Origin of the sequence: Ruegeria sp. THAF57 (assembly GCF_903914075.1) — a bacterium.
Classification (GTDB): Bacteria; Pseudomonadota; Alphaproteobacteria; order Rhodobacterales; family Rhodobacteraceae; genus Ruegeria.
The window spans coordinates 166,229-190,443 of the sequence record NZ_CAIWNQ010000007.1 but is presented as its reverse complement, the minus strand read 5'-3'; the positions used below and the strand labels follow the sequence as shown (position 1 = coordinate 190,443).

General features: G+C 57.9%; 33 protein-coding genes. 15 read left to right on the top strand and 18 right to left on the bottom strand.

Annotated elements, in window-relative coordinates:
• Window positions 1-66: 66 nt before the first annotated feature.
• Complete coding sequence (locus RUESEDTHA_RS16565; protein ID WP_180887814.1) at window positions 67-621, top strand: hypothetical protein; 555 nt, start codon at window positions 67-69, stop codon at window positions 619-621.
• A gap of 13 nt (window positions 622-634) precedes the next feature.
• Window positions 635-1,027 (top strand): META domain-containing protein, encoded by a 393-nt coding sequence (locus RUESEDTHA_RS16560; RefSeq protein ID WP_171126842.1) that lies wholly within the window; start codon window positions 635-637, stop codon window positions 1,025-1,027.
• Here RUESEDTHA_RS16560 and recO read toward each other — a convergent pair.
• The 3 genes from recO to era form a co-directional block, all read right to left on the bottom strand.
• Entirely contained in the window at window positions 1,011-1,736 is a 726-nt protein-coding gene (recO, locus tag RUESEDTHA_RS16555) for a DNA repair protein RecO (RefSeq protein WP_180887813.1), read from the bottom strand. The genes RUESEDTHA_RS16560 and recO overlap by 17 nt on opposite strands.
• Before the next feature lie 144 nt (window positions 1,737-1,880).
• Window positions 1,881-2,210: a DUF1491 family protein gene (locus tag RUESEDTHA_RS16550; RefSeq protein WP_180887812.1), complete on the bottom strand. Its 330-nt coding sequence runs from the start codon at window positions 2,208-2,210 to the stop codon at window positions 1,881-1,883.
• The gene (era, locus tag RUESEDTHA_RS16545; protein ID WP_171126846.1) at window positions 2,207-3,115 is read right to left on the bottom strand and encodes a GTPase Era; all 909 of its coding nucleotides are present in this window, start codon (window positions 3,113-3,115) and stop codon (window positions 2,207-2,209) included. Before era ends, RUESEDTHA_RS16550 begins: the two co-directional genes overlap by 4 nt.
• Window positions 3,116-3,345: 230 nt before the next feature.
• Between era and RUESEDTHA_RS16540 the strand changes: the two genes are divergently transcribed.
• Both RUESEDTHA_RS16540 and RUESEDTHA_RS16535 read left to right on the top strand, forming a co-directional pair.
• On the top strand, window positions 3,346-4,107 hold the full coding sequence (locus RUESEDTHA_RS16540; protein WP_219635874.1) for a hypothetical protein: 762 nt from the start codon (window positions 3,346-3,348) through the stop codon (window positions 4,105-4,107).
• Entirely contained in the window at window positions 4,104-4,862 is a 759-nt protein-coding gene (locus RUESEDTHA_RS16535; RefSeq protein ID WP_180887810.1) for a hypothetical protein, read from the top strand. The genes RUESEDTHA_RS16540 and RUESEDTHA_RS16535 overlap by 4 nt, the downstream gene beginning before the upstream one ends.
• A gap of 3 nt (window positions 4,863-4,865) precedes the next feature.
• Here the strand turns inward: RUESEDTHA_RS16535 and rnc are convergent, their stop codons facing one another.
• From rnc to acpS, 3 genes are all read right to left on the bottom strand, one after another.
• Window positions 4,866-5,543, bottom strand: a complete 678-nt coding sequence (gene rnc / locus RUESEDTHA_RS16530) for a ribonuclease III (protein WP_180887809.1) — start codon at window positions 5,541-5,543, stop codon at window positions 4,866-4,868.
• Window positions 5,540-6,379: a signal peptidase I gene (gene lepB, locus RUESEDTHA_RS16525; protein ID WP_180887808.1), complete on the bottom strand. Its 840-nt coding sequence runs from the start codon at window positions 6,377-6,379 to the stop codon at window positions 5,540-5,542. Before lepB ends, rnc begins: the two co-directional genes overlap by 4 nt.
• A gap of 75 nt (window positions 6,380-6,454) precedes the next feature.
• Window positions 6,455-6,856, bottom strand: a complete 402-nt coding sequence (gene acpS, locus RUESEDTHA_RS16520; protein WP_171125271.1) for a holo-ACP synthase — start codon at window positions 6,854-6,856, stop codon at window positions 6,455-6,457.
• A 123-nt stretch (window positions 6,857-6,979) separates the two neighbouring features.
• On the opposite strand from acpS, the gene RUESEDTHA_RS16515 reads away from it, so the two are divergent.
• The gene (locus RUESEDTHA_RS16515) at window positions 6,980-7,828 is read left to right on the top strand and encodes a PHB depolymerase family esterase (protein ID WP_180887807.1); all 849 of its coding nucleotides are present in this window, start codon (window positions 6,980-6,982) and stop codon (window positions 7,826-7,828) included.
• A 10-nt stretch (window positions 7,829-7,838) separates the two neighbouring features.
• Here the strand turns inward: RUESEDTHA_RS16515 and RUESEDTHA_RS16510 are convergent, their stop codons facing one another.
• The 5 genes from RUESEDTHA_RS16510 to folK all read right to left on the bottom strand — a co-directional run bounded on the left by RUESEDTHA_RS16510 (window position 7,839) and on the right by folK (window position 12,475).
• Window positions 7,839-8,591 (bottom strand): pyridoxine 5'-phosphate synthase, encoded by a 753-nt coding sequence (locus RUESEDTHA_RS16510; RefSeq protein WP_180887806.1) that lies wholly within the window; start codon window positions 8,589-8,591, stop codon window positions 7,839-7,841.
• The gene (locus RUESEDTHA_RS16505; RefSeq protein WP_180887805.1) at window positions 8,584-9,282 is read right to left on the bottom strand and encodes a DUF2062 domain-containing protein; all 699 of its coding nucleotides are present in this window, start codon (window positions 9,280-9,282) and stop codon (window positions 8,584-8,586) included. Before RUESEDTHA_RS16505 ends, RUESEDTHA_RS16510 begins: the two co-directional genes overlap by 8 nt.
• 16 nt (window positions 9,283-9,298) lie before the next feature.
• Window positions 9,299-11,431 carry a bifunctional (p)ppGpp synthetase/guanosine-3',5'-bis(diphosphate) 3'-pyrophosphohydrolase gene (locus RUESEDTHA_RS16500; RefSeq protein ID WP_180887804.1) on the bottom strand — a complete coding sequence of 711 codons (2,133 nt, stop codon included), beginning with the start codon at window positions 11,429-11,431 and terminating at the stop codon, window positions 9,299-9,301.
• A 26-nt stretch (window positions 11,432-11,457) separates the two neighbouring features.
• Window positions 11,458-11,811: a DNA-directed RNA polymerase subunit omega gene (gene rpoZ, locus RUESEDTHA_RS16495; RefSeq protein ID WP_142639234.1), complete on the bottom strand. Its 354-nt coding sequence runs from the start codon at window positions 11,809-11,811 to the stop codon at window positions 11,458-11,460.
• Between the two features lie 94 nt (window positions 11,812-11,905).
• Entirely contained in the window at window positions 11,906-12,475 is a 570-nt protein-coding gene (folK, locus tag RUESEDTHA_RS16490) for a 2-amino-4-hydroxy-6-hydroxymethyldihydropteridine diphosphokinase (protein WP_180887803.1), read from the bottom strand.
• Window positions 12,476-12,615: 140 nt separating this feature from the next.
• Between folK and RUESEDTHA_RS16485 the strand changes: the two genes are divergently transcribed.
• The 6 genes from RUESEDTHA_RS16485 to RUESEDTHA_RS16465 all read left to right on the top strand — a co-directional run bounded on the left by RUESEDTHA_RS16485 (window position 12,616) and on the right by RUESEDTHA_RS16465 (window position 16,439).
• Window positions 12,616-13,188 (top strand): NYN domain-containing protein, encoded by a 573-nt coding sequence (locus RUESEDTHA_RS16485; protein ID WP_058278950.1) that lies wholly within the window; start codon window positions 12,616-12,618, stop codon window positions 13,186-13,188.
• 187 nt (window positions 13,189-13,375) lie between these two features.
• A complete protein-coding gene (gene ispH, locus RUESEDTHA_RS16480; protein ID WP_180887802.1) occupies window positions 13,376-14,326 on the top strand; it encodes a 4-hydroxy-3-methylbut-2-enyl diphosphate reductase in 951 nt (316 codons plus the stop codon).
• On the top strand, window positions 14,323-14,775 hold the full coding sequence (locus tag RUESEDTHA_RS20910) for a DUF3429 domain-containing protein (protein WP_255431787.1): 453 nt from the start codon (window positions 14,323-14,325) through the stop codon (window positions 14,773-14,775). Before ispH ends, RUESEDTHA_RS20910 begins: the two co-directional genes overlap by 4 nt.
• Window positions 14,772-15,359, top strand: coding sequence for a bifunctional 2-polyprenyl-6-hydroxyphenol methylase/3-demethylubiquinol 3-O-methyltransferase UbiG (locus tag RUESEDTHA_RS16475; protein WP_255431786.1), 588 nt, complete (start codon window positions 14,772-14,774; stop codon window positions 15,357-15,359). The genes RUESEDTHA_RS20910 and RUESEDTHA_RS16475 overlap by 4 nt, the downstream gene beginning before the upstream one ends.
• On the top strand, window positions 15,352-15,819 hold the full coding sequence (gene rnhA, locus RUESEDTHA_RS16470; RefSeq protein WP_171125287.1) for a ribonuclease HI: 468 nt from the start codon (window positions 15,352-15,354) through the stop codon (window positions 15,817-15,819). Before RUESEDTHA_RS16475 ends, rnhA begins: the two co-directional genes overlap by 8 nt.
• Window positions 15,816-16,439 (top strand): trimeric intracellular cation channel family protein, encoded by a 624-nt coding sequence (locus RUESEDTHA_RS16465; protein WP_180887800.1) that lies wholly within the window; start codon window positions 15,816-15,818, stop codon window positions 16,437-16,439. Before rnhA ends, RUESEDTHA_RS16465 begins: the two co-directional genes overlap by 4 nt.
• Before the next feature lie 51 nt (window positions 16,440-16,490).
• Here RUESEDTHA_RS16465 and RUESEDTHA_RS16460 read toward each other — a convergent pair whose 3' ends face one another.
• From RUESEDTHA_RS16460 to def (RUESEDTHA_RS16440), 5 genes are read right to left on the bottom strand one after another with little or no spacing between them, the layout of a single operon-like run.
• Entirely contained in the window at window positions 16,491-16,727 is a 237-nt protein-coding gene (locus RUESEDTHA_RS16460; RefSeq protein ID WP_170413888.1) for a GlsB/YeaQ/YmgE family stress response membrane protein, read from the bottom strand.
• A 1-nt stretch (window position 16,728) separates the two neighbouring features.
• Complete coding sequence (locus tag RUESEDTHA_RS16455; protein WP_180887799.1) at window positions 16,729-16,965, bottom strand: hypothetical protein; 237 nt, start codon at window positions 16,963-16,965, stop codon at window positions 16,729-16,731.
• 6 nt (window positions 16,966-16,971) lie between these two features.
• Window positions 16,972-17,886: a methionyl-tRNA formyltransferase gene (fmt, locus tag RUESEDTHA_RS16450; RefSeq protein WP_180887798.1), complete on the bottom strand. Its 915-nt coding sequence runs from the start codon at window positions 17,884-17,886 to the stop codon at window positions 16,972-16,974.
• A 43-nt stretch (window positions 17,887-17,929) separates the two neighbouring features.
• Complete coding sequence (gene def, locus RUESEDTHA_RS16445) at window positions 17,930-18,424, bottom strand: peptide deformylase (protein ID WP_171125295.1); 495 nt, start codon at window positions 18,422-18,424, stop codon at window positions 17,930-17,932.
• Complete coding sequence (gene def / locus RUESEDTHA_RS16440) at window positions 18,421-18,939, bottom strand: peptide deformylase (protein ID WP_180887797.1); 519 nt, start codon at window positions 18,937-18,939, stop codon at window positions 18,421-18,423. Before def (RUESEDTHA_RS16440) ends, def (RUESEDTHA_RS16445) begins: the two co-directional genes overlap by 4 nt.
• Window positions 18,940-19,033: 94 nt before the next feature.
• Here def (RUESEDTHA_RS16440) and RUESEDTHA_RS16435 point away from each other — a divergent pair, with 94 nt between their 5' ends.
• Window positions 19,034-20,206: a MalY/PatB family protein gene (locus RUESEDTHA_RS16435; protein ID WP_180887796.1), complete on the top strand. Its 1,173-nt coding sequence runs from the start codon at window positions 19,034-19,036 to the stop codon at window positions 20,204-20,206.
• Between the two features lie 35 nt (window positions 20,207-20,241).
• Here the strand turns inward: RUESEDTHA_RS16435 and RUESEDTHA_RS16430 are convergent, their stop codons facing one another.
• Window positions 20,242-20,595 (bottom strand): hypothetical protein, encoded by a 354-nt coding sequence (locus RUESEDTHA_RS16430; RefSeq protein WP_180887795.1) that lies wholly within the window; start codon window positions 20,593-20,595, stop codon window positions 20,242-20,244.
• A gap of 213 nt (window positions 20,596-20,808) precedes the next feature.
• Here RUESEDTHA_RS16430 and RUESEDTHA_RS16425 point away from each other — a divergent pair, with 213 nt between their 5' ends.
• Window positions 20,809-21,798, top strand: coding sequence for a glutathione S-transferase family protein (locus RUESEDTHA_RS16425; RefSeq protein ID WP_180887794.1), 990 nt, complete (start codon window positions 20,809-20,811; stop codon window positions 21,796-21,798).
• Here RUESEDTHA_RS16425 and RUESEDTHA_RS16420 read toward each other — a convergent pair.
• Window positions 21,780-22,142, bottom strand: a complete 363-nt coding sequence (locus RUESEDTHA_RS16420; protein WP_180887793.1) for a response regulator transcription factor — start codon at window positions 22,140-22,142, stop codon at window positions 21,780-21,782. The genes RUESEDTHA_RS16425 and RUESEDTHA_RS16420 overlap by 19 nt on opposite strands.
• A gap of 183 nt (window positions 22,143-22,325) precedes the next feature.
• Here RUESEDTHA_RS16420 and RUESEDTHA_RS16415 point away from each other — a divergent pair, with 183 nt between their 5' ends.
• Together RUESEDTHA_RS16415 and cbiB are read left to right on the top strand one after the other, a co-directional pair.
• Window positions 22,326-23,291 carry a threonine-phosphate decarboxylase gene (locus RUESEDTHA_RS16415; protein ID WP_180887792.1) on the top strand — a complete coding sequence of 322 codons (966 nt, stop codon included), beginning with the start codon at window positions 22,326-22,328 and terminating at the stop codon, window positions 23,289-23,291.
• Entirely contained in the window at window positions 23,288-24,208 is a 921-nt protein-coding gene (cbiB, locus tag RUESEDTHA_RS16410) for an adenosylcobinamide-phosphate synthase CbiB (protein WP_180887791.1), read from the top strand. Before RUESEDTHA_RS16415 ends, cbiB begins: the two co-directional genes overlap by 4 nt.
• The last annotated feature ends 7 nt before the right edge of the window (window positions 24,209-24,215 follow it).

Here is a 24,215-nt window from a genome sequence, read left to right as displayed (position 1 = left end):
TAAATTCACTCGAAACGACGATAGAGCAGCCAAAACATACAAACAGTTCCAAATGCGAAAATCAGAATGATCCGATCTTTATTGGTACTTTGCGCGACCGTCCTGACCCTTGCGCTTGGCGGCTGCACGACCACGCAACCAAGCGCCGGTCAAGTCGACATTGACGCGCTTGCTGCGGCTATCACGGACCTCGACCCGCGTGTCGACCCTGCCGAGGCACAAAGGGCTGCCCGCATTTCATACACATATTCGCAACAATTGGCGCGGGACTGGAATGTTACCGACCCGGCGATCATTCACAATGCAAAGGTCATCAACGGGTTTCGGGAACGAGGGTTGTGCAACGACTGGGCCGAAGCCATGTCCACACGCCTGCGACAGGAAGATTTTCGGACACTGGACGTGCATTGGGCCACGTCACCGCCAACGTCGTTTCGTATCATCCACCACTCGGCCTTGATCAGCGCCAAAGGTGCCTCAATGTATGATGGTGTCATTCTCGACCCTTGGCGGAACAGTGGGGCGCTTTTCTGGGCCCCAGTGCGCGAAGACACGCGGTATAACTGGCGGCCTCGTAGCGAGGTTCGCGAAGAACTGTTGAACGGCGCAATACCGTATTGATAAGGATACCGGCATGATACGCCTCGTCTTTGCTTTCCCCCTGCTGGCGCTATTGCAATGCGACAAGGACGAAACGGTTGCTGCCTATGGCGCGGCGGATCAGACTTGGGTGCTGCAGGAAATCGATGGTGAACGCTTTCCGGCAAGCGCGCTGCTGAGTTTCCCCGAAGAAGGCAAGATCGCGGGCAATGCCCCCTGCAACAGCTACAGCGGTACGCTGAACGCACCCTACCCTTGGTTCGAAATTGCCGACTTGACGGCCACACGCGCGGCATGTGCCGGGCTTGAGGCCGAAGGCTTCTACTTTGCGGCGCTATTGGCCATGACCCAGTCCGAAGTCTCCGGCGATGTCCTGATCCTGCGCAATGACGACGGGCATGAGATGGTGTTCAAAGCCGCCGAGTGAATTGATCAATGAAACGGGCCCGGGCTTCGGGCAGTGGGTTGTGACCGAGTGACGGGGCCAGATGATGCTCCAGAAAATAGCCTGTGGTCCGCAGACCCTGCGCGATCTCTGTATCCGGGGCAGTGCCTTCGCCCTTCAGGCAGGAGGGCAAAGGCAACAGCCTGTCCGCCCATTCCCCTGCGCCTTGCTTGCTGACCGCACGGCCGGTTTTCGGCGAGACAAAAATCAACCCCTCGGTCGCGCCGGTCACGGCACAGGCTGAAAAGTCGAGGCCAAAGCCCAATTCCTCAAGCAACGCCAGTTCCCAACGCAGATAAGCCAATGGCCAAATCTCATCTTGGCCCAACAGGTCCATCAATTGTTCGGTTTGCTTATAGATCCCCGGATGCGGTTCACGCTCGGGCAGGCTGAAGGACAACAACGCCACGACCGCGTTCAGCCCGGACAGCGCCAGCCGACCGGAAAACGCCGCCGCGGCGCGAGACCGCAGCGGTTCAACCTGAAACGTGCCCAGATGCTCTTCCAGCCGGGCCCGCCAGAGCACATCCAACTGCGCCCCCGGTTGCAGGATCGGAGAAATCTTGCGGCTGGCCCCACCCCGAACAACCCCGGCGTGACGGCCGTGAACTTCGGTAAAGACCTCGATGATCGCCGAGGTCTCACCATGTCTGCGGGAGGTCAGAAGGATGCCATGATCGCGCCAGTCCAAGTTTTGATCCCGTGACAGATTGTACTGAGCGCAGCAAATCCCAAGCCGGCGCAGTGTGCAAGGGTATCAGATGCGCAGCGCTACGAAGGCTTGGCGTTTTGCGCTAGGGTTTGGGCTCAAGTTGTTTCGTGCTGCGCCGGACCATCACTCCAGCCCGTCCTCACCCAAAAGATGCCGCCCTTGCCGGTCTTCAACCTCGATCACCCAAAGATCGGGATCGAAACTGCGTTGGCGCTGTATGGCTTGGTCCACGTCTGCCTCCGCACCACTGGACAGTTCCACCCATTTACGCTCACCGCTCATCAGGTCAAAGCTGCGTTGGTATGCCACCGCCTGGCCATCCAGCGTGTTCATCTTGACCAAGACGGCACCGGCCGTGTCGTCGCCATGCGCCACGACAAATGCAGGGATATCCTGAAGCCGCAACCGCGCGATATAGGCGTGAACCCAGAAATCTGCGGTCAGACGGGTCATGCGTTTCCGTCTTTGAAATCCAGCCCCATTTCCGAATAGCGCTCGGACTCTTCCAGCCAGTTAGGTCGGACCTTTACCTGCAGGAACAGGTGGATTTTGCGGTCCAGAAACTCTTCCAGTTCGGCGCGGGCCGCTTGGCTGACGGCTTTGATTGTTTCGCCGCGTTTGCCCAAAACGATCCCTTTGTGGCCATCGCGCATGACATAGATGACCTGATCTATCTTGGCAGAGCCATCCTTGCGCTCTTCCCAGTTCTCGGTCTCGACCGTGAGCTGATAGGGCAATTCCTGATGCAGCCGCAGGGTCAATTTCTCGCGCGTCATTTCGGCTGCGATCATCCGCAGCGGCAGATCGGCAATCTGGTCTTCGGGATAGAGCCACGGACCCTCGGGCAATTCGGCCGCCAACCATTTGCGCAGGTCATCGACGCCGTGGCCTTTCTCGGCCGAAATCATGAAGGTATCAGCAAATGGATAGCGCGCGTTCAGGTCGCTGGTCAGCGCCAGCAGCTTTTCACTGGGCACCTTGTCGATCTTGTTGATCGCCAACGCGATGGTACGGCCCTGTCCGATCTCTTCCAGCCCTTCCAGGATACGTTCGACCCCTTCGGTGATGCCGCGATGCGCCTCGACCATCAGAACAACGACATCGGCATCCGCCGCCCCGCCCCACGCGGCGGCAACCATCGCGCGATCCAGTCGGCGACGTGGTTTGAACAGGCCGGGTGTGTCCACAAACACAAGCTGCGCATCCCCTTCCATCGCGACGCCACGAATACGGGCGCGCGTGGTCTGAACCTTATGCGTCACGATCGAAACCTTGGCCCCGACCATCCGGTTCAGAAGGGTGGATTTGCCTGCGTTAGGCTCTCCGATCAGAGCGATAAATCCGGCGCGTGTGGTCATGTGTGCTGCGATCCTGTTTGCAAGTGCGCACCCCTATATCAGAAAGAGTCGATGGACCAGAGGCATTTGTTGCAAGACAGCCATGCGCAGCCGCCCCGCGACCACTTGCTACCCACATTCCCCGAAAAAAGGCCAGCGGCGTGCAAAATTCTCTGCTAGCCTAAAGTTGCATATTACAGGTGGACTACGTGTTTTCAGCTTTCGTCGGCATCAGGCATTGGACGGGCAGCATGTTTGCCGGAATGATCACTGTTCTGGTTTGCTCGGTATCTACGGCCATTAAACCGGCATATGCCGAGACCGTGAAGTTTCGCATTGCCGAAACCGTGCAGGTCAAAGACAAGGACCTTCCTTATACCCTATTCGTTTCCCTTAAAGACGCAGGCGAAACCCGGTTGGGTTTGGACGCGTTTTTGGATCTTCGTTCGCTCCAGGACCTCGCGCCGTGGCTATTTTCAAGCGTTCTGAAGGAAACCTGCCAGCAAAAATTTGCTTTGGCTGTTTCACAGGTGTCAGCCCAGGCGGATGCCTTGGTGGCGGATGGACAGGTTCAGGCCAAATTCTATGCCTGCGACACCGATGATCCCAAAACGCACTACCGAGGTGTGTTGCTGTTCGGGCAGAATGTGGATGTCATGATCAAGGCTTCTGCCGCAGTTGAAAGGAACTGTCTTCACTTACGTCTGGAAGATGTGGAATTGGACTTGCAGGGGTTTGTCGGAACTGTCTCTGACATGATCGGGCTGACGGAAAAAGCCCGCCTCTTGATCCTTGAAAAAGGCGCCGAAGTACTGGCGGAAAACCCCATTTGCCCAGAGCTTCCAAGTGAATTGAAAGGGTTGGAGCCGCGCTTTACCTCTGGCGGGATCAGGGAAATCGGCAGCGGCGGCGTTGGTGCCGCGCTTAGCGGATCGATCGATACCAGTGCCGGAACACTGTTGGACCTAATCGCGGCGCTACAGGAAAAGCAAGGGTTCGAGGTGGTGGAATGAAGTGGTTCTCTGCCCTTGCTCTTAGTTTTTGTCTGGCCTTTCAACCAGCGGATGCCCGTGACGTCCAGCTCGGGTTTGAGCGGACCCTGGGATCGGATGGCACTGAAATTCCGTACCAGTTGAACCTGACGCTAAAAGAGGTTTCACCAACCCGTATTTCGGTGGATGCCCTTCTGGACTTGCGGGATCTCCAAGCCGCGTTGATACAGGGCCTAAGAAACACTGAATTGTCCGACTTGTGTAATGCCGACGTCACATTGGACAGCCTTGATCTGACCGCCCTCGGGCGCGATGTGAATGTGGAAGGCCGCGTCAAGATGGAGGCCTTCCGGTGCGATCATCAACTCGGGCAGCCTCCCAAACGGCAGGACAGCATAGCGGCGAATACGATCACATTTACCGCCACTGCGTCTGTTCAGGTGCAAAACCAGTGCGTGTATTTTGATTTAGCCGGTTTGGAGTTAACCCTTGAAACCCCGATCCTTGAAGCCGACACAAAGCAGGGGGTTTTGAACGATGCCCGCAGCATCATCGAAAAGGCCGCTGACGCCCTGCTAAAGCGTAACCCAATCTGTCCATCGCTGCCGCCAGAACTTTCATCCATTGACCCGCGCTATGATGCCGGAGGCACGGTGGAGATTGGGGACGGGGGGATTGGCGTTGCGCTGGATGGGTCTTTCGACGTCAGCCCGGATACAATCCTGAGCATATTGAAGGTGCTGCAAGAGCAGGGAAAACTGCCGCCCGCACCTTAGCGATCAGGTCAGCCTGCCCAACAGCGCTTTTGCAGCTGCCTGCTCTGCCTGACGCTTTGATCCTGCCGTTGCCTGCGCCTCGGTTCCGTCCTGAAGACGGGCGGCGATGGTGAAAACCGGCGCGTGATCCGGGCCGCTGCGCTTGATTTCCACATAGGACGGGGGTTTCTGCCCCCGCGCCTGCGCCCATTCCTGCAAAGAGGTTTTTGCGTCGCGCGCATCCTCTTCGACATTGTAAACCCGGTCACCCCACAGCCTGAGGATAACCTCGGCCGCTGTCTCAAAACCGGCATCGCGGTAGACTGCGGCAATAACCGCTTCCATCGCGTCCCCCAGCAGGGCCTGTTTGCGACGACCGCCCGACAGCATCTCGGACCGGCCCAGTTTCAAAACCGCGCCCAGATCAATCTGCCGCGCTACGTCCGCACAGGCCTCTTTTCGGACAAGGGCGTTGAACCGTGGGGCAAGCTGCCCTTCGGACGCTTTCTTGTCGCTTTCCAGAAGCGCCGTTGCCATCACCAGACCCAAAACCCGGTCGCCCAGAAACTCCAACCGCTGATTATCTGGTCGTGTCGGCGACGAGACTGATCCATGGGTCAGCGCGCGCACCAGAAGTTCGGGGTTCGAGAACTCATACCCCAACCGCTTTTGAAAAGCTTTTATTTCAGCCGATAGCTTCAATTGACCGCCTTAAAGAACCGGTCGCCCCGCCAAGTCCAGAAGAACAGCATAGACCGGCCAGCGGACGAGAACATGATACGGTCGGCGCGACCGATCAGGTCTTCATAGGGGACATACCCAACTCCCCCGGCCGATACCGGCAGGCGGCTGTCGCTGGAGTTGTCACGGTTGTCGCCCATAAAGAAATATTCACCCTCGGGCACGGTATAGATGCCGGTATTGTCCGATCCCTGATTGCCGATATTTAGCACATCGTAAGACACGCCATTGGGCAATGTCTCAATCACACGGGACTTTTCGCAAAGACCGCCAAAGCCAACCGGACCGTTTTCGCAACGTGGTCTCAGCCCCTGCGATCCCTGAGGTTCAGAGATTTCGGTGAATACCCCGTCGGGCTTCTGCGGGACCGGGGTGCCATTCAGAATGATCTGCCCTTCGCGGATCTGAATACGATCTCCCGGCAAACCGATCAGGCGCTTGATATAGTCGCGCCCGTTGACCGGATGGCGGAACACGATCACATCGCCACGTTCTGGCTCAGCGCCCCAGATACGCGTGTTATCCTCGCCCTGCATCCATCCACAGATTTCTTCGGCGTCTATATTCAGACCAACGCTGGGAATGATCAGGCTGGGACAGGACGCATAAGAATACCCATAGGCCATCTTGTTAACGAACAGGAAGTCCCCGATCAGCAGGGTCTGTTTCATCGAGCCGGACGGAATCCAGAAGGGCTGAAAGAACAGCGTGCGGAAAACACCTGCGATCAACAGCGCGTAGACGATGGTTTTGATCGTCTCCCACACGGGATTTCCGGTTTTGACGTCCTCGGCCATACTGCTCTCCGGTCCTTGGTTTGTTGGGGTGCTACATGCGTGGCGCGGCAAGGTTAGTCAAGGCTGAGCGCTGCGTTATTGAAGCGGGCGCGCCTCGATCACTACGAAGGCCTGGGCCCAGGGGTGATCATCGGTCAGCGTGACGTGAACGATTGCCTCGTGGCCCTCGGGTGTCATCTCGCGCAGCCGTTCTGCCGCCCAACCCGTCACATGCATGACCGGTTGACCGGTTTTCAGATTGGTGACTGACATATCCTTCCACGCGATCCCCATACGCAGACCGGTGCCCAGCGCCTTGGAGCACGCTTCTTTCGCAGCCCAGCGTTTGGCGTAGGTTCCCGCAGTATCAGCGCGGTTTTCGGCTTTGCGCTGTTCAATCTCAGTAAAGACGCGGTTGCGGAACCGGTCGCCGAACCGGTCAAGTGTGCCTTGGATACGTTCGATATTCGCGAGGTCTGTGCCGATGCCGAGGATCATTGGTTTCTCAAATTTTCAATGGCGACAATCAACGGTAATTTGACTGGCTTGGCAAGCAGATGGTGGGTCAACGCTATTTTATGATAAGCATTGACCAAATTGTCCGAGCAGAGGGCTTTGGAGATGCTCAACAGACTACTCTGGGGAATTGTGGCGGTCATATTACCGTTGGCCAGCATCGCCACGGCGCAAGATCAGGACTGCGGAGAAGAGGGCAATCCATGCCAGGTTGGGCAGCTCACCTATAGGGTCGTCTTGCCAGAGGTACCGCAAAATGCCCCCAGCGTAATCTACCTGCATGGATATGCCGCCACCGCCGACTCGGCTGTCAAACGACCCAACCTCACAACCGCCTTCATTGAAAGGGGAATTGCGGTCATCGTTCCAAATGGACAGGCAGATGTCGGTAACCCCAAAGTGCTGGACTGGGGCGTTCACGATGGCCACCGCTGGCCCCGAGATGATTTGAAGGCACTTGATGACATAAAAGCGGACGCCGTTGGTCGTTTTGGCCTGGACGGAGCAAGAATTTTACTTGCCGGGTATTCCCGTGGCGGTTCAATGGTCTGGGACAAGGCCTGTTATTCGCACGACTTTGCATCTGCCTACGCATCCGCATCCGGCGCGTTTTGGGAACCGATGTGGCGTCGGTGCAGCGGCCCGGTGCATATGCATCATTCACATGGATTCGCAGATCGCACCGTTCCGCTGGAAGGCAGGTTCGTGGTTTTCGGCGGTTATGAATTTGAACAAGGAAGTGTTTTCAAGTCTGTCGAACTTCTGACACGCACCAATGAATGCGGCCAAATGGCAAATGCGGTGGATACATATTCATCAACTTGGGAAAAAAGATGGACCAAATGTAAAGCGGGATCGGTCACGTTGGCGTTAGGGCCACACGGCCATGGTCGACAGGCCGATTGGGCGGACCAAGTGGCGCAATGGTTCATCGAACTTCCCGCCACTCGGTAGAGACACCGTTTCAGCTAGTGCTCCGCGCCTCATCCATCAACCTGCGCATCTCGGCAATGGCGGGGGTGAGGCCGCGAAAGATGGCTTCGCCGATCAGGAAATGACCGATATTCAGCTCGCGCACCTCGGGGAAGGCGGCGATGGGTTTAACTGTGTCATAGGTCAGGCCGTGGCCTGCGTGGACCTCAAGGCCCAGCGAATGGGCGAAAGCCGACATCTCGCGCAGGCTTTCCAGTTCACGGTTGGCCTCGTCCATGTGACCCTCGGCAAAGGCGTCGCAATATGCACCGGTGTGCAGTTCGATCACTTCGGCACCGATGCGATGGGCCGCCTCGATCTGGCGTTGGTCGGCGGCGATAAAGATGGACACGCGGCAGCCGACGTCCCGTAGCGGAGCGATGAAATGCGCCAGCTTGTTTTCCTCGCGCGCGACCTCAAGCCCGCCTTCAGTGGTGCGTTCCTCGCGCTTTTCGGGGACGATACAGACGGCGTGCGGTTTGTGGCGCAGGGCAATCTTCTGCATCTCGGGCGTGGCGGCCATTTCAAAATTCAGCGGAACGGTCAGCGCATCCATCAACGCTTCAATATCGGCGTCGACAATGTGGCGGCGATCCTCGCGCAGATGGGCAGTAATGCCGTCTGCGCCAGCCTCCTCTGCCAGTTTTGCGGCGCGCATTGGATCGGGGTAGGCCCCGCCCCGCGCATTTCTAATGGTCGCCACGTGGTCGATGTTCACGCCCAGACGCAAATGATTTTCAGACATCGCCTGATTCCCTTTCCGAACTTTTGGCCGAGCCTAGTGCGTTTGAAACTGGAACGGCAGCCTTGGTTTCGGCCAGCCGTTTGATTTCATCAAACTTTGCCTTGATCTTGTCGCGGCGGCGCTGCTGATAAGTGCGGATCAAAGGCAGGCTGAGGTAATAACAAATCGCAGCGGCCAAAAGACCCGGAAGAATTCCGCCAATCAGATAGGGGTAGAACACCTCACGATAGAAGATGCCAAGCCCGTGCCAATCCGCGACCCGGTCGGTGAACATAGCGATCAGGTTGTCTTTCAGATCGCGCAGGGCATTGGCGAATTTTCCCATCAGTCCCTGCGTGTCGCCTTCCTGAAACTCGGTCCCGAGCAGGAAATGGCCCGTCTGCAGGCAAACCACTCCGATAGGTACATAAGTCAAAGGGTTACCAAAGAATGTCCCGCTGAGCGCAGCCAGAATGTTGCCGTTGATCAGACGCGCGCACACCGCGGCCACGACGAAGTGCAGCCCATAAAAAGGTGTGAACGCGGCAAAGACCCCTGCCCCAATCCCTCGCGCAATACGTTCAGGCGAATCCGGCAGACGGCGGACCCGATGTTTGACGTAGTGAAAAGCGCGCGTCCATCCGCCTCGGGGATAGACGAATTCGGATGCGATCTGGACAGGCGAGCGTCGATCTCGGCGCTTGAAAACCACTCCTGATCACCCCTTCCTAGCCAGCCGCCACGGCGGTTTTGGTCCTGTCCCGGTAGCGTTCGACCGCGGCAACGTCGCTTTCGGCCTCAAGCATCAGCATCAGCGAATGCAATTGCTCCAGATCCCGCAGTTCGACATTGATCAACAAGCGGTAAAAATCCGGCTTGCGGTCGACAAATTCCAAGTTTGAAATATTGGCCTTTTTCTCGCCGATCAATGTGCAAATACGCCCCAGTACCCCGGCGTCATTGCCAATGGTCAGATCCAGGGTTGCACCATATACAGCCGGGTGCGTTCCGGTATGCCAGTGCAGATCGACCCAACGGTCGGGCTCGCCCTCAAACTCGGTCAGACGATCGCAATCAATGGCGTGGACCACAACGCCTTTCCCGCGATAGGTAATGCCCACGATCCGCTCACCCGGCAGAGGCTGACAGCAAGGCGCGCGGTCGAATTTCTGCCCCGGTTCCAGACCGATCACAGCACGGCGCAGCGGGATTGCGTCGCCGTCATCCTGTGTCAGTTCCGGATAGACCGCGCTGACCACATCATGGGCGGTCAGTTCCGCGCTGCCAAGCCGCGCCAGCAATTCGTGGCGGTCTTTCAAACGAAGATGCTTGGCAGCCGTATCCAAGGCTTTGTCGGTCGCCTTGCGCCCAACGTGATCAAAGCCGGACCGCGCCAACTCTTTGCCGAGCTTGATGAACCGTTCACGGTCCACTTCGCGCAGCGCACGGCGAATGGCGGTTTTCGCCTTCCCGGTCACCGCGATCTCAAGCCATGTGACCTGCGGGGTTTGCCCGTCGGCGGTGATAATATCCACCGATTGCCCATTCTTGATCCGTGTCCACAACGGAACCCTGATGCCGTCCACCTTGGCGCCAACACAGGCGGACCCGATCCGGGTGTGGATTGCATAGGCAAAGTCAATCGGCGTTGCCCCGCGCGGCAGCTTGACCACGTCGCCCTTGGGCGTAAAGCAGAACACCTGGTCGGAATACATCTCCAACTTGACCGCCTCGAGGAAATCTTCGTGATCCTCTTCGCTGTCAAACTGTTCGGTCAGGTTGGCGATCCATTTCGCCGGATCGACCGCAAACGGGTTTTCCGAGCGGACACCATCGCGATAAGACCAATGCGCGGCCACACCTGTTTCGGCCACATCATGCATCTGACGGGTACGAATCTGCACCTCGACCCGTTTACCGTCGCGCCCCGACACGGTTGTATGGATCGAGCGGTACCCGTTCGATTTCGGCTGGCTGATGTAGTCCTTGAACCGCCCCGGCACCGCGCGCCAGCGTTGGTGGATTGCGCCCAGCGTCCGGTAACAATCTTCTTCGGTCTGAGTGATGATGCGGAATCCATAGATATCAGACAGGCGCGAAAAGCCCTGATCCTTTTCCTGCATCTTGCGCCAAATCGAATAAGGTTTCTTGGCGCGGCCAAACACCTCGGCTTCGATCCCGGCCTTTTCCAACTCGCGCCGCATATCGCCCGTGATGCGATGAATCACATCACCGGTTTCACGCTGCAATGTAATGAAGCGGCGAATGATCGACTGGCGGCCTTCGGGGTTCAGAACGCGGAAGGCGAGGTCTTCCAGCTCCTCGCGCATCCATTGCATCCCCATGCGCCCTGCAAGCGGTGCGTAGATATCCATCGTCTCGCGCGCCTTTTGCACCTGCTTTTCGGGGCGCATCGCCTTGATCGTGCGCATGTTGTGCAGGCGGTCAGCCAGCTTGACCAGAATAACCCGCAGGTCCTTGGACATGGCCATGAACAGTTTGCGGAAGTTTTCGGCCTGCTTGGTTTCACGGCTGGAAAGCTGCAGGTTCGTCAGCTTGGTGACCCCATCGACCAGCTTAGCGACCTCATCCCCGAACAAATCGGACACTTTGCCGTAATTGGCCTTGGTGTCTTCGATCGTGTCATGCAAAAGGGCGGTGATGATCGTTGCATCATCCAGACGCTGTTCGGTCAGGATGGCGGCAACGGCAACGGGGTGGGTAAAATAAGGCTCTCCCGAATGGCGGAACTGGCCTTCGTGCATCTGCTTTCCGAACTCATAAGCCCGGGCGATGCGGTCTGCATTTGTCTTAGGGTTGTAGTTGCGGACCAGCGCAATCAGATCGTCTGCAGAAATCATCCGGTCCGCACCTTCGTTCGAGGGGATTACCCCTGGCCTTGAGCCTCCATCAGAGCGCGCAGAAGCTTTTCTTCGGACATATCGTCGTCCGCAGGCTTATCGGTTTCCGCACCCATCAGCAGAGCCATCTGGTCTTCTTCCGGCTCGTCAACCTCGATCTGGGTCTGGTTGGCTTCGATCAGGCGCTCACGCAGCTCATCCGCGCTTTGGGTTTCGTCCGCGATCTCGCGCAGCGAAACGACAGGGTTTTTGTCGTTGTCGCGGTCCACGGTGATCGGGCCACCAGCGGAAATCTCGCGCGCACGATGGGCGGCAAGCATCACAAGCTCGAACCGGTTTGGCACTTTGTCTACGCAGTCTTCAACCGTCACGCGGGCCATAGGGCGCTCTCCGTTACTGAATCCATGTCAGGAAGAGGTTTATCTAAGCGCGAATCCCCGCCTTGACAAGCAGGAAATGCTGCAAATGCACCGTTCACATTGGGGTGACCGCCGCGACATCGTCTGCAGGAAGGTCTGCCAGCATTTCCGACACGGTTCGGCCCAGCACCGGATGACGCCAATCTGGGGCGATATCTGCCATGGGTACCAATACGAAAGCCCGATCCTGAAGGCGGGGATGCGGCAGGATCAACTGATCCGGCGTCTGTTGTTTTTGGTCTTCGGCAGACAAGGTTCTCCACCGCTCATACCCATCGCGATCGGGCAGCACCTGATCGTCATAGCAAACCAGATCCAGATCCAGCGTCCGCATCCCCCAGCGCTGAACCCGTTGGCGGCCGTGGTCATGCTCGACCTCATGCAGCAAGTGCAAAAGTTCTGCCGGGGTCTTGTCTGCCTCGATCAGCGCGGCCGCGTTGACATAATCCGGCCCCGCTCCGGCAGGGAAACACGGCGTCTCGAAAAAGCGGCTGACCGCGCGAATCACCACCCCCTGACGCGGTATCGCGTCAAGCGCCTTTTCCAGTGTCACCTTGGGCCCCTGATCCCTCAAATTGAGATTTGCGCCTAGTGCGATCACCACTTTTGACGAAAATTTGCGCATTCTACTCCCTATATTCGGTGAATTGCATACTTGCGATACACATTAAATGCCCTAATTATAGGCGTATCAGCGCGCCGCCTATTTCCTAGACTCACTCACGTAACACCCGGCGTTCTGGTTTGTACCGGAAGGAACTATTTATGTTTTATAAAGACGAACGGCTAGCGCTGTTCATCGACGGCTCGAATCTTTATGCGGCCGCCAAAGCACTTGGGTTTGATATCGACTACAAGCTGCTGCGTCAGGAATTCATGCGTCGCGGTAAAATGCTCAGAGCTTTCTACTACACAGCGCTCTTGGAGAACGACGAGTATTCGCCGATCCGTCCTTTGGTTGACTGGCTGCATTACAACGGCTTCACCATGGTGACAAAACCGGCAAAGGAATACACCGACAGCATGGGGCGTCGGAAAGTCAAAGGAAACATGGACATTGAACTGACCGTGGATGCCATGGAACTGGCACCACGCGTGGATCATATCGTGCTGTTTTCGGGCGACGGGGATTTCCGCCCGCTGATTGCCAGCCTGCAACGTCAGGGCGTGCGTGTATCGGTCGTCTCGACCATTCGCAGCCAGCCGCCGATGATCTCGGACGAACTGCGCCGCCAGGCGGACAACTTCATCGAGTTGGAGGACCTGCGCGACGTGATCGGCCGCCCTCCGCGTGAGATGCCCATGGAACCGCGCAGCGTTGCGGCCGGTGGGCAGTAACACCCGATCACTCACAACCGAGTTGAAAACGGCGCGGTCAGGCTTAACACCTGACCGCGCTTCTTTAACTAAAGACAGGTGCTAAAACACCTCTTGGCTAGCACTGATTCATGTCAGATCAATGACGCAGTCCTGTCTGGACCAAGGCCGGGAAAAGACTTACCTGTGGCCTTAAGGAGACCGTGACATGAACAAGCCCCCGCTGACTTTGTACCTTGCCGCGCCGCGCGGGTTCTGCGCCGGTGTCGATCGGGCCATCAAGATCGTCGAAATGGCCCTGCAAAAATGGGGCGCACCGGTCTATGTGCGCCACGAGATCGTGCATAACAAATTTGTCGTCGACGGGCTGCGCGACAAAGGAGCGGTGTTTGTCGAGGAACTGGACGAATGCCCTGATGACCGGCCAGTGATCTTTTCCGCCCATGGCGTGCCGAAATCGGTCCCGGAAACGGCGGCACGGCGCGAAATGATCTATGTGGACGCGACCTGTCCCTTGGTCTCCAAGGTCCATGTCGAAGCCCAGCGCCACTCGGACGCGGGCCTGCAGATGATCATGATCGGCCACAAGGGGCATCCGGAAACGGTTGGGACCATGGGCCAACTGCCGGCGGGCGAAGTGCTGTTGGTCGAAACGGTCGAAGATGTTGCTACGGTTCAGGTTCGCAACCCCGAAAAGCTGGCTTTTGTGACCCAGACCACCCTGTCTGTCGACGACACAAAAGACATTATCGCGGCCCTTCAAGCCCGGTTCCCTGCCATTGTCGGACCGCATAAGGAAGACATCTGCTATGCGACGACCAACCGGCAAGAAGCGGTCAAGGCCGTTGCGCCCAAATCGGACGCCCTGCTGGTGGTAGGCGCACCCAATTCGTCCAATTCACGGCGTCTGGTCGAAGTCGCCTCGCGCGCCGGGTGTGACTATGCTCAGCTTGTGCAGCGCGCGACCGATATCGACTGGCGCGCGTTGGAAGGGATCTCAAGCATTGCAATCACCGCAGGTGCATCGGCCCCCGAAGTGTTGGTGAACGAGGTGATAGATGCGTTCCGCGACCACTATGACGTGACGGTCGAGATGGTGGAAACGGCCGTTGAAAACGTTGAATTCAAAGTCCCGCGCGTGCTGCGGGAACCCGCATGAACGGAATACCCAAAGCCCCCCTGCTTCTTGGACTAGCCGGTCTCATCCCGTTCATCTGGGGTGCTCTGACCTACCTGAACGGTGATCTGAACGACTGGGGGAAACAGGCGCTGGGGCCTCGGTTTGTTGGGCCATATGTCCAGTTATTCTACGGTTCGGTCATCCTGAGCTTCATGTCAGGCGTTTTGTGGGGCTTCGCGACCAAAACGTCGGGCAGCAAGGCAGCAACCTGCTACACGCTCTCGGTCCTGCCTGCGCTATGGGCGTTCTTCAAGACGGGCGGCGGCCCAGTCAGTGCCGGAACAAACCTGATGTACGGATTTGCCGGGTTGCTTTTATTGGACGCCATGTTTTCATACTGGCGACTGACCCCGGTCTGGTGGATGCGGTTGCGCATGTTGCTGACGGCCGTTGTCTTGGCCTGCCTTGCCGTCGGAGTATACTTGTGACCGATAAAAGAACGATCGACGCTTATACAACCCGCGTTGCAGAATACCTGAGTGTCCCCCTGCCCCCCGAACAAATCGAAGCGCGCATGGCCTTTGCCGAAGCCGTCGTGGATGGCGGCTATATTCTGGACCTCGGTTCTGGCCCCGGTTCAGACAGTGCGTTCTTGCAGCGCGAAGGGTTGCGGGTTCGCGCGCTGGACGCAACACAGGCCTTTGTTGATCACGCCTTGGAAAATGGCATAGATGCGCATCTCGGCACGTTCGATGACGTGACCGAGGTTGCTGAGTATGACGGCATCTATGCCAGCTTTTCTCTTTTGCACGCCCCCCGCGAAGATTTCCCACGTCATTTGACGGCGATCCGCCGGGCCTTGAAACCTCAGGGTGTTTTCTTCCTTGGCCTGAAACTCGGCACGGGGGAACATCGCGACGATCTGGATCGGTTCTATACCTATTTCTCGCAGACCGAGATCGAAGAGGCCCTTGCAACTACCGGATTTAGCATCGACCAAATCACCACTGGCGTCGGTGCGGGGTTGGCCGGGTCATACGACGGCTTCATTCTGGTGCTCGCCCATGCCTGAACTGTTCGCCTATACAGACGGGGCCTGCTCGGGCAATCCCGGCCCCGGCGGATGGGGTGTGTTGCTGCGCGCGATGGATGGCGACACCGTTCTGAAAGAACGCGAGCTGAACGGCGGAGAGGCTGAAACAACCAACAACCGTATGGAATTGCTGGCCGCGATCAGCGCGTTGGAAACACTGGAGCGGGCCTCGAAGATCACGGTCGTTACAGACAGCGCCTATGTAAAGAACGGAGTGACCGGCTGGATTTTCGGCTGGAAACGCAATGGCTGGAAGACCTCGAACAAAAAGCCCGTCAAGAATGTCGATCTGTGGCAACGACTGGACGAAGCGCAGACCCGCCACGACGTGACGTGGGAGTGGGTCAAAGGACATGCCGGACACCCCGAGAATGAAAAGGCCGACGAACTGGCCCGTGCAGGCATGGCTCCGTTCAAGCCGAAAAAGGAAAAGGCGTGAGCGGACTGGCACTGCTGGACTATGCCTCGGTCTTTGTGTTCGCGTTGACGGGTGCCTTGGTTGCAAGCCGGGCGCAGTTGGATTTGGTCGGCTTTGCGTTCATTGCCTGCCTGACCGCGGTTGGCGGCGGAACAGTGCGTGATCTGCTGCTGGACCGGCACCCGGTTTTCTGGGTTGGCCAGCCAAATTACATCCTGATCGCAACGGGTGCCGCCGCGCTGGTGTTCTTCACCGCGCACCTGATGGAAAGCCGATATAACTGGCTGGTTTGGCTGGACAGTTTTGCCCTGTCCATCGCCGTTGCCGCAGGAACAGCGGCTGCGTTGTCACTGGGACATTCCGGCGTCATCGTTGTTCTGATGGGGATCATTACAGGTTGCCTCGGCGGGCTGATGCGTGACGTGGTTTGCAATGAGGTCCCGCTGGTTCTGAAACAGGGCGAGCTTTATGTGTCTTGCGCCTTTGCCGGTGCTCTGACGGCCGTATTCGCAACCCGTTTAGGGCTGGATACCTTTGCCGCACTTTCGGCCTGTGCCCTTGTCTGCTGGGCACTCAGGGCTGGATCACTGCTGTTTGGCTGGCGATTGCCAGTCTACAAAAGCCGCCCACCGCGTCGATAAGAACCAGACTACAAGAATTAGATTGTATCGGTTCGGCCGAGGACACGCAGATCAGCGGCGCAGATATTTTTGCCAGATCCAGATCACCAGTAATGCGCCCAGAACAGCACCGACAAAACCGGACAGCCACCCTGCAACGGTTATCAATGCGCGCAGCAGAAACCCTCCGACCAACGCGCCGACGATGCCAATGAGCATCGTTGTCGGAATGTCAGCCTCAATCCGCATAAGGCGTGTGGCCAGAAACCCTGCGGCCGCGCCGATCACGATCAGAGCGATTACGGGCATGTCACTTCCTCCAATGCGTCGGCACGATGATCAACGCGCCAATGGATGAGATCACGGCATTCAGACCGGGCGCGCCAAAGCTGATGCCGAACATGATACGGATGAAATAAAACAGAAACGCCCCGCCAATGCATATGATGATCGAAGGCACATATCCGTTACGCGTGAAACCGGTCTTCTCGGACAGGTATCCAACAATCCCGGCGATCACGACTGTGCCCATCAGGATCATGAACATGCGGTGTTACTCCGATTGAAACAGCGTACCGGCCGGGATTGGCCAACCGCGCAGGAACGTTTCTGTATCCTGCGCCCCTTTGCCCGCCCTTTGCAAGCGCAGGAGCTTCACGGCCCCCTCTCCGCAAGCAACACACAACGCATCGTCCAGAACCTGACCGGGGGTGCCCTGTCGCTCGGCCAGACAGCAGGCCAGAAGTTTGATCCGCTCGCCTTCAACCAGAGTCCATGCACCGGGAAAGGGTGACAATCCGCGTATCTGGCGATCGACCTCAACAGCCGGGCGGGTCCAGTCGATGCGCGCCTCGGACTTGTCGATCTTGGAGGCATAGGTCACGCCGTCGTCGGGCTGGTTCACCGGCGTCAACTCCGGCAAGGTGGCCAGCGCCTGAACGATCAGACCCGCGCCCATCTCAGAAAGCCGGTCATGCAGTTGGTCGGTCGTTTCCTGATCTCGGATATCGGTGGCCTGCCGCAGCAGGACAGGGCCGGTGTCCAGCCCCGCCTCCATCTGCATGATGCAGATACCGGTTTGTTCATCACCCGCCATGATTGCACGGTGAATCGGCGCGGCCCCTCGCCAGCGGGGTAAAAGGCTTGCATGGATGTTGACGCAGCCAAAGCGCGGCGCATCCAGAATGGCCTGAGGCAACAGCAAGCCATATGCCACAACGACGGCAACGTCAGCTTGTAAGGCGGCAAAAGCGGATTGTTCTTCTTCGGATTTCAAAGAAACCGGATGGCGTACGGTCAGGCCTAACGCCTCGGCCCGCGCGTGCACCGGGGTCGGGCGGTCTTTCTTACCCCGCCCTGCCGGGCGCGGCGGCTGGCAATACACGGCGGCAATCTCATGCCCTTCCTCAACCAGCGCATCCAGCACCGGTACCGAGAATTCGGGCGTTCCCATGAAGATGATGCGCATGACAGGGCTCCGAGGCTTAGGCGGTGCCGGGCTGAAGCCCGGCCTACGCGAGTTTCTTGGCTTTGCGCAGCAGCATGTCGCGTTTGACCTTGCTGAGCCGGTCGAAATACATGCGCCCGTTCAGATGGTCGATCTGATGCTGCACACTTGTCGCCTCGATCCCGACAAAATCGCGGCGGTCGATCATGCCTTGTTCATTCAGAAACTTGACGGTCACCGCACGAGGCCGTTTCACTTTGGCCGACACGCCGGGCAGATTCGGGCTGGCCTCATCATGTTCACGCATCTCGATTGAGCTGTGCAGAATCTCGGGGTTCGCCAGTCGCACGGCCCGGCCCCGCTCGGTCGAACCATCGACGACGGCCAACTGCAGCATCACACCGATCTGAGGCGCAGCAAGGCCCACGCCGGGCATCGCCTCCATCGTGTCGACCATGTCATCCCAGATCGCGCGGATATCGTCGGTGATTTCGCTCACAACCTCTGCCTTGGTACGCAGGCGCTTGTCGGGCCATGGCAGACAGGTACGAACGGTCATGCGCGCGCCTTTTCACGTTTCAGCTTTTGCATCTTGCGCGTGATCATCTGGCGTTTCAGTGGTTTGAGATAGTCGATGAACAGCTTGCCGTTCAGATGGTCAATCTCGTGCTGCACGCAGGTCGCCCAAAGGTCATCGAATGTTTCCTGCTGCGCATTGCCATCGCGGTCAATCCACGCCACCTCGACGACTTTGGGTCGGGTCACTTCTGCAAATTGCTCGGGGATCGACAGACAACCTTCCTCGTAAACGTTGGTTTCGTCCGACGATGCGATAATCTCGGGGTTGAACATGATCAGCGGGCGCGGTTCCTCGCCCTCTTCCTTGACGCAGTCCATCACGATCAGCCGATCCAGCACACCGATCTGTGGTGCGGCCAGCCCGATGCCGGGGGCGTCATACATGGTTTCCAGCATGTCATCGGCCAGTTGACGCAGCTCGTCCGACAGATCACTCACCGGGGCACAGACCTTTTTCAGTCGGGGGTCGGGATGAATAAGAATTGAGCGTTTCATGAGGTTGATTTAGGCCATCACACGCCCCGCCGCAACGCCCCCCTTGCACCTGCCAAAATTGTAGCTAGCTTTCCTGCGGACAGATGGAGAAGACATGACGTTTAACGACCTGATCGACCGCCGGGGCACTTATAGTTCAAAATGGGACAAGCTAGAGAAACTCTACGGTATTTCACCGCAGGACGGGCTGGCGATGTGGACGGCAGATTCCGATTATCCCAGCGCACCCTGCGTTATCGAAGCCGTTCGAAAGGCCGCGGAACACGGTGTTTTCGGGTATTCGTGGGCGCACCCTGACTATCTGACCTCGGTCCAGTGGTGGATGAAGAACCGTCATGGATGGGAAATTGACACAGATTGGGTCCTGACCTCGCAAGGGCTGGGCAACGCGATCGCGTTGTGTCTGGATGTGTGGACCGACCCGGGGGACGGCGTGGTCATATTCACGCCCGTCTATCATGAGTTCGCCCACAAGGTGAACAAATCCGACCGCCGCGTGGTGGAATGCCCGCTGGCACGACAGGGCGACAGTTACACGATTGATCTGGACGACGCGCAGTCGCGCTTGGACGGGTCGGAAAAGATGCTTCTGTGGTGTTCACCGCAAAACCCGTCCGGCCGGGTTTGGACTGCGGATGAGTTGCGCGCTGTGGCAGCCTTTGCTGAACGCAATGGCCTTGTGTTGGTGTCTGATGAGATTCACCATGATCTGGTCTATCCCGGCAGCACCTTTGTCCCGATGGACGTGGCCGCGCCCGATGCACGGCCGTGGACGGTGACCCTGACGGCGGCCTCCAAGACGTTCAACATTGCGGGTCAACGCACCGGTAACATGATCATTCCCGACCCGAAACTGCGCGCAGCGATGGTTCATCGCCTCAGCACCCTTGACTATGCGCCCAGCGCTTTGGGCGTGGCGATGATCATGGCGGCCTATTCGCCCGAGGGCGCAGCATGGGTCGACGAACAGGTTGCGCATCTTGACGGCAACCGTAAGCTTTTTGACGCAGCCATCGCAGATATCCCCGGCCTGTGGTCCATGCCACTTCAGGCGACTTTTCTGGCTTGGGTCGATTTTTCAGGAACCGGAATGGATCACCCTGAATTTATCCGTCGTCTACGTGAGGACGCCAAGATCGCAACCTCGCCCGGCCCCGGATTTGGCCCGGGTGGCGAGACATTCGAGCGGTTCAACCTGGCAACCCAACGCAGCCGCGTGGAAGAGGCATGCAACAGGCTGAAACACGCTTTTTCTGACTTGCAGTAAATCCAAGCCCAACGCGTCATCCGTTGGGCAATGGATCAATCCTTGTGCCCCAACAAAGCTATCGGGGCATCGGGATCGCGGTAGAAATCCAGCGGGGCCTTATCCGAGGCAGCAGTGCTGCGCTTGAATTCATACCGCATTTCACCGGCTTCGTCCTGATCCGCGATGATCAGGCACTGGTAGAGGTGATTTGCGCCATCATAGATATCGACCAGACCACGAAGCTGAGGTGTCGTTTCAGCTTCGACGGTAAAGCCATCCCTCCACAATCGTAGGATTTTGAACGTATTGTCGCCAAATTCGACACGAAGTCGGCTTGTCTTTTTCAATCCCGCGATTCGTGCCGCATCCAATTCGGCACTCATTTCCTTTGAAACATAGGTCGTCATTGCAAATTTCCCCCGCAGCAGAGTCCTATTCTGAGGGTCAGAATGTAAAAATCCAGTAAAGTTGGTCACCAAGAGCGTTTGGATTTCAACCTGTTGCACGGAAATCCCAACCGGACTTGTGCGCAGACGCAGGCAATATGCGCGTCGCCTCGCATAGGAACCTTTAAGGCGACCGCCTATGTTCTTTGACATCTCAATTCGGAGGATCAGAGCATGGGCCTGTTGGTAGACGGCAAGTGGCACGACACATGGTATGACACCAAGTCCACAGGCGGGGCGTTCAAACGAAGTGCAGCGCAGTTTCGCAATTGGATAACGGCAGACGGCAGCGCAGGTCCTTCCGGCAAGGGGGGCTTCAAGGCCGCAACGGATCGCTATCACCTCTATGTCAGCCTCGCCTGCCCCTGGGCACACCGCACGTTGATCTTTCGCGAATTGAAAGGGCTGACTGACCTTATCTCGGTTTCAGTGGTACATCCTGACATGATGGACAAAGGCTGGACGTTTGAAACGGACGACCATGGCGCTACAGGGGACGGGCTCTTTGGGTTGGAGTTCGCCCATCAAGTCTATACCAAGGCCGATCCCGCCTATTCGGGCCGCGTTACGGTGCCAATTCTATGGGACAAAACCCAGAAAACCATTGTTTCGAATGAAAGTTCCGAGATCATCCGCATGTTCAACTCGGCCTTTGACGGGATCACGGGAAACACCGACGATTACTGGCCCGAGGCTATGCGTGACGATATCGAAGAGGTCAACGCACGTATCTATTCTGACGTCAACAACGGCGTATATAAGTCAGGGTTCGCAACCAGCCAGCAAGCGTATGACGCGGCTGTTGGGCCGCTATTTGAAACACTGGACTGGCTGGAAGACCGCCTGAGTTCCCATCGCTATCTTATGGGAGATCGCGTTACAGAAGCTGATTGGAGGCTATTCACAACCTTGATCAGGTTCGATCCCGTCTATCACCTGCATTTCAAGTGCAACCGAAACCGTCTGGTCGATTACCCGAACCTGTGGGCCTATACCCGCGAGCTTTATCAATGGCCCGGTGTCGCACAGACCGTGAACATGAACCATATCGTGCGGCACTACCACTATAGTCACGACAGTATAAATCCGCATCGGATTATCCCGGTGAACCCCGTGCTGGATTACATGGAACCGCACGGTCGCGGTCAGCGACCGGCCGCGTAATGTTCAACCATCGCCGCCAGATCCTCTGGCGGCGTTTCGCTTTGGACATAAGCGCACGCATTCGGGCTGTGCGCAAAAATCGACCCATCCGAGAAGAACGTGGTGTTGGTGACAAAAATCACCCGCGCTTCGGGGCGGCGATAACTGGCGAAATCGGCGACAGCCAGCGCGCTGCCGGTTTCCAACACAAGGTCCAACACAATGATGTCAAACTCTGCGCCATAAAGCGCAAGGATCGCGGCCTCTTGCCCGGCCACAAGCGTGACCTCAGCGCCCTGACGCTCTATATGCCTTTTCCAGACCCGACCAAGATCGGGGTTACTCTCTACAATCAAAACATTCATCAGCAACAACCTCGGGGCAAGGTAGAACAAACAGTGCTGGCCCCTGCAGTTTGTGATCACGCGATTTCCTTAACAAACTGTTAACGGTATCTGCAGGGCTTCCGGATCTCGTGGATTTGCTTGTGCCGACGGCGAAAATCCGCTTGAAACGGACAGAAATCTGGGATTCCAATGAGCTTCACGATGACAACCCATAACGATATCTTGAACCCCCGATCCAAACGCGATCATGGCGGCGGGCTAGACGGGGCGATCGAATCCTATGGTGGGGCACGCGGCGATTGGCTGGACCTTTCGACCGGGATCAATCCGCATCCCTATGATGTCACGGGTTTGACGCCCTCGGATTGGAGCGCGCTTCCCGATCATGGCGCGTTTGAACGCCTGACCAGTGCTGCGCGTCGGTTTTGGTCCGTCCCCGACGGGGTTGATATTTTACCCGCACCAGGCGCTTCGGCCCTGATTGCGCGCATACCCGATCTTGCACCGCGTGGGCGGGTTCACGTCACGCCGCCCACCTACAACGAACACGCAGCCGCTTTTTTAGCGCATGGATGGTCAGTTCAGTCCGACGGGCCGACCGAAGCCCGCGTTATCGTACACCCAAATAACCCTGATGGGCGGATATGGACCGAAGCCGACGCAAATGCCCCACTAACCGTGATTGACGAAAGCTTTTGCGATGTCTGTCCCGAAGCGTCCCTGATCCATTTGGCGACAAAACCGGGTGTGATCGTACTGAAAAGCTTTGGCAAGTTCTGGGGGTTGGCGGGATTACGCCTTGGCTTCGCAATCGGCGACCCGAACCTGATTGCCCGCCTGAACGACCTGACCGGACCCTGGGCCGTTTCCGGCCCCGCCCTACGGATCGGAGAACAAGCCCTGAGCGATACCGCTTGGGCCGACGCCACACGCCAACGCCTGACCGAGGAAACAGCCGGGCTGGATACCGTTCTGACGCGGAAGGGCGCGCGGCTAGTGGGGGGAACCACGCTGTTCCGTCTTTATGAGGTCGACAACGCCGCCGATTGGCAAGACCGTCTGGCCCGTGCGCATATCTGGAGCCGCATCTTTCCCTATTCGCAAACCTACCTGCGGCTGGGGCTTCCGCACGCAAATGGCTGGGCACGGCTGGAGGCCGCGTGGTGAGCACCCCTTTCCTGTTGGTCTGCGCCATGTGTCTAGACGCTGCGCTGGGGGAGCCGGATTGGCTGTGGTCTCGGGTAAGGCACCCCGCGGTGATGATCGGCAACCTTATCGGCCTGCTGGACAAACGATTGAACAATGGTGGGCACCGGCGCTTGAAAGGGGTTGCCGTTGTCGCCCTGCTGGTCATCGGCGCGATGATACTCGGGGGTGCGCTGGCCCAACTTGGCCCTGTGTTTGAACTTGTGATCTGCGCCATTCTCCTGGCCCAGAAATCCCTTGTGACGCATGTGCGAGATGTGGCCGAGGGGCTGAGCGCCTCGCTTGACCAAGGGCGCGCGAAAGTAGCCATGATTGTCTCACGGGACACACGCGACATGACCGAGGCACAGGTCGCCCGATCAGCGATCGAAAGTGCCGCCGAAAACCTGAGCGACGGTGTCATTGCGCCCGCCTTCTGGTTTTTGGTTGCCGGACTGCCGGGTCTGCTGATCTACAAGGCGGTCAACACCGCCGACAGCATGATCGGCTACCGCTCAGAAAAATATCATGAGTTTGGATGGGCCGCCGCCCGTTTGGATGATGTTCTGAACCTGATCCCCGCCCGCCTGACCAGTGCCATGATCGTCGCGCTATCGGGTCAGTGGGCGCAATGGCCAGCAATCACCTCGGACGCGCGCCGCCATATCTCACCCAACGCAGGCTGGCCCGAGGCCGCCATGGCCCGCGCCCTGAACGTAGCACTTGCCGGGCCGCGCAGCTATGACGGGAAGCTTCGGGATCTGGCTTGGGTCAACGGCGACGCCCCGCGTGAGATCGGTGCACCGGAGGTTTTCCGCGCATGCAACATGCTGTGGACCGTTTGGGGGCTTGCGCTGGGCCTCGTGTCGGTGTGGGCTGGGCTTAACTTTATTCTCTAACGGTGCC

Excerpts from the sequence above, each read along its gene's own strand:
- RUESEDTHA_RS16565 (WP_180887814.1), top strand. The coding sequence starts at position 67 with ATGATCCGATCTTTATTGGTACTTTGCGCGACCGTCCTGACCCTTGCG.
- RUESEDTHA_RS16560 (WP_171126842.1), top strand. The coding sequence starts at position 635 with ATGATACGCCTCGTCTTTGCTTTCCCCCTGCTGGCGCTATTGCAATGC.
- RUESEDTHA_RS16550 (WP_180887812.1), bottom strand. The coding sequence starts at position 2,210 with ATGACCCGTCTGACCGCAGATTTCTGGGTTCACGCCTATATCGCGCGG.
- era (WP_171126846.1), bottom strand. The coding sequence starts at position 3,115 with ATGACCACACGCGCCGGATTTATCGCTCTGATCGGAGAGCCTAACGCA.
- RUESEDTHA_RS16540 (WP_219635874.1), top strand. The coding sequence starts at position 3,346 with ATGTTTGCCGGAATGATCACTGTTCTGGTTTGCTCGGTATCTACGGCC.
- RUESEDTHA_RS16535 (WP_180887810.1), top strand. The coding sequence starts at position 4,104 with ATGAAGTGGTTCTCTGCCCTTGCTCTTAGTTTTTGTCTGGCCTTTCAA.
- lepB (WP_180887808.1), bottom strand. The coding sequence starts at position 6,379 with ATGGCCGAGGACGTCAAAACCGGAAATCCCGTGTGGGAGACGATCAAA.
- acpS (WP_171125271.1), bottom strand. The coding sequence starts at position 6,856 with ATGATCCTCGGCATCGGCACAGACCTCGCGAATATCGAACGTATCCAA.
- RUESEDTHA_RS16515 (WP_180887807.1), top strand. The coding sequence starts at position 6,980 with ATGCTCAACAGACTACTCTGGGGAATTGTGGCGGTCATATTACCGTTG.
- RUESEDTHA_RS16510 (WP_180887806.1), bottom strand. The coding sequence starts at position 8,591 with ATGTCTGAAAATCATTTGCGTCTGGGCGTGAACATCGACCACGTGGCG.
- RUESEDTHA_RS16500 (WP_180887804.1), bottom strand. The coding sequence starts at position 11,431 with ATGATTTCTGCAGACGATCTGATTGCGCTGGTCCGCAACTACAACCCT.
- rpoZ (WP_142639234.1), bottom strand. The coding sequence starts at position 11,811 with ATGGCCCGCGTGACGGTTGAAGACTGCGTAGACAAAGTGCCAAACCGG.
- folK (WP_180887803.1), bottom strand. The coding sequence starts at position 12,475 with ATGCGCAAATTTTCGTCAAAAGTGGTGATCGCACTAGGCGCAAATCTC.
- RUESEDTHA_RS16485 (WP_058278950.1), top strand. The coding sequence starts at position 12,616 with ATGTTTTATAAAGACGAACGGCTAGCGCTGTTCATCGACGGCTCGAAT.
- ispH (WP_180887802.1), top strand. The coding sequence starts at position 13,376 with ATGAACAAGCCCCCGCTGACTTTGTACCTTGCCGCGCCGCGCGGGTTC.
- RUESEDTHA_RS20910 (WP_255431787.1), top strand. The coding sequence starts at position 14,323 with ATGAACGGAATACCCAAAGCCCCCCTGCTTCTTGGACTAGCCGGTCTC.
- rnhA (WP_171125287.1), top strand. The coding sequence starts at position 15,352 with ATGCCTGAACTGTTCGCCTATACAGACGGGGCCTGCTCGGGCAATCCC.
- RUESEDTHA_RS16460 (WP_170413888.1), bottom strand. The coding sequence starts at position 16,727 with ATGCCCGTAATCGCTCTGATCGTGATCGGCGCGGCCGCAGGGTTTCTG.
- RUESEDTHA_RS16455 (WP_180887799.1), bottom strand. The coding sequence starts at position 16,965 with ATGTTCATGATCCTGATGGGCACAGTCGTGATCGCCGGGATTGTTGGA.
- fmt (WP_180887798.1), bottom strand. The coding sequence starts at position 17,886 with ATGCGCATCATCTTCATGGGAACGCCCGAATTCTCGGTACCGGTGCTG.
- def (WP_171125295.1), bottom strand. The coding sequence starts at position 18,424 with ATGACCGTTCGTACCTGTCTGCCATGGCCCGACAAGCGCCTGCGTACC.
- def (WP_180887797.1), bottom strand. The coding sequence starts at position 18,939 with ATGAAACGCTCAATTCTTATTCATCCCGACCCCCGACTGAAAAAGGTC.
- RUESEDTHA_RS16435 (WP_180887796.1), top strand. The coding sequence starts at position 19,034 with ATGACGTTTAACGACCTGATCGACCGCCGGGGCACTTATAGTTCAAAA.
- RUESEDTHA_RS16430 (WP_180887795.1), bottom strand. The coding sequence starts at position 20,595 with ATGACGACCTATGTTTCAAAGGAAATGAGTGCCGAATTGGATGCGGCA.
- RUESEDTHA_RS16425 (WP_180887794.1), top strand. The coding sequence starts at position 20,809 with ATGGGCCTGTTGGTAGACGGCAAGTGGCACGACACATGGTATGACACC.
- RUESEDTHA_RS16420 (WP_180887793.1), bottom strand. The coding sequence starts at position 22,142 with ATGAATGTTTTGATTGTAGAGAGTAACCCCGATCTTGGTCGGGTCTGG.
- RUESEDTHA_RS16415 (WP_180887792.1), top strand. The coding sequence starts at position 22,326 with ATGACAACCCATAACGATATCTTGAACCCCCGATCCAAACGCGATCAT.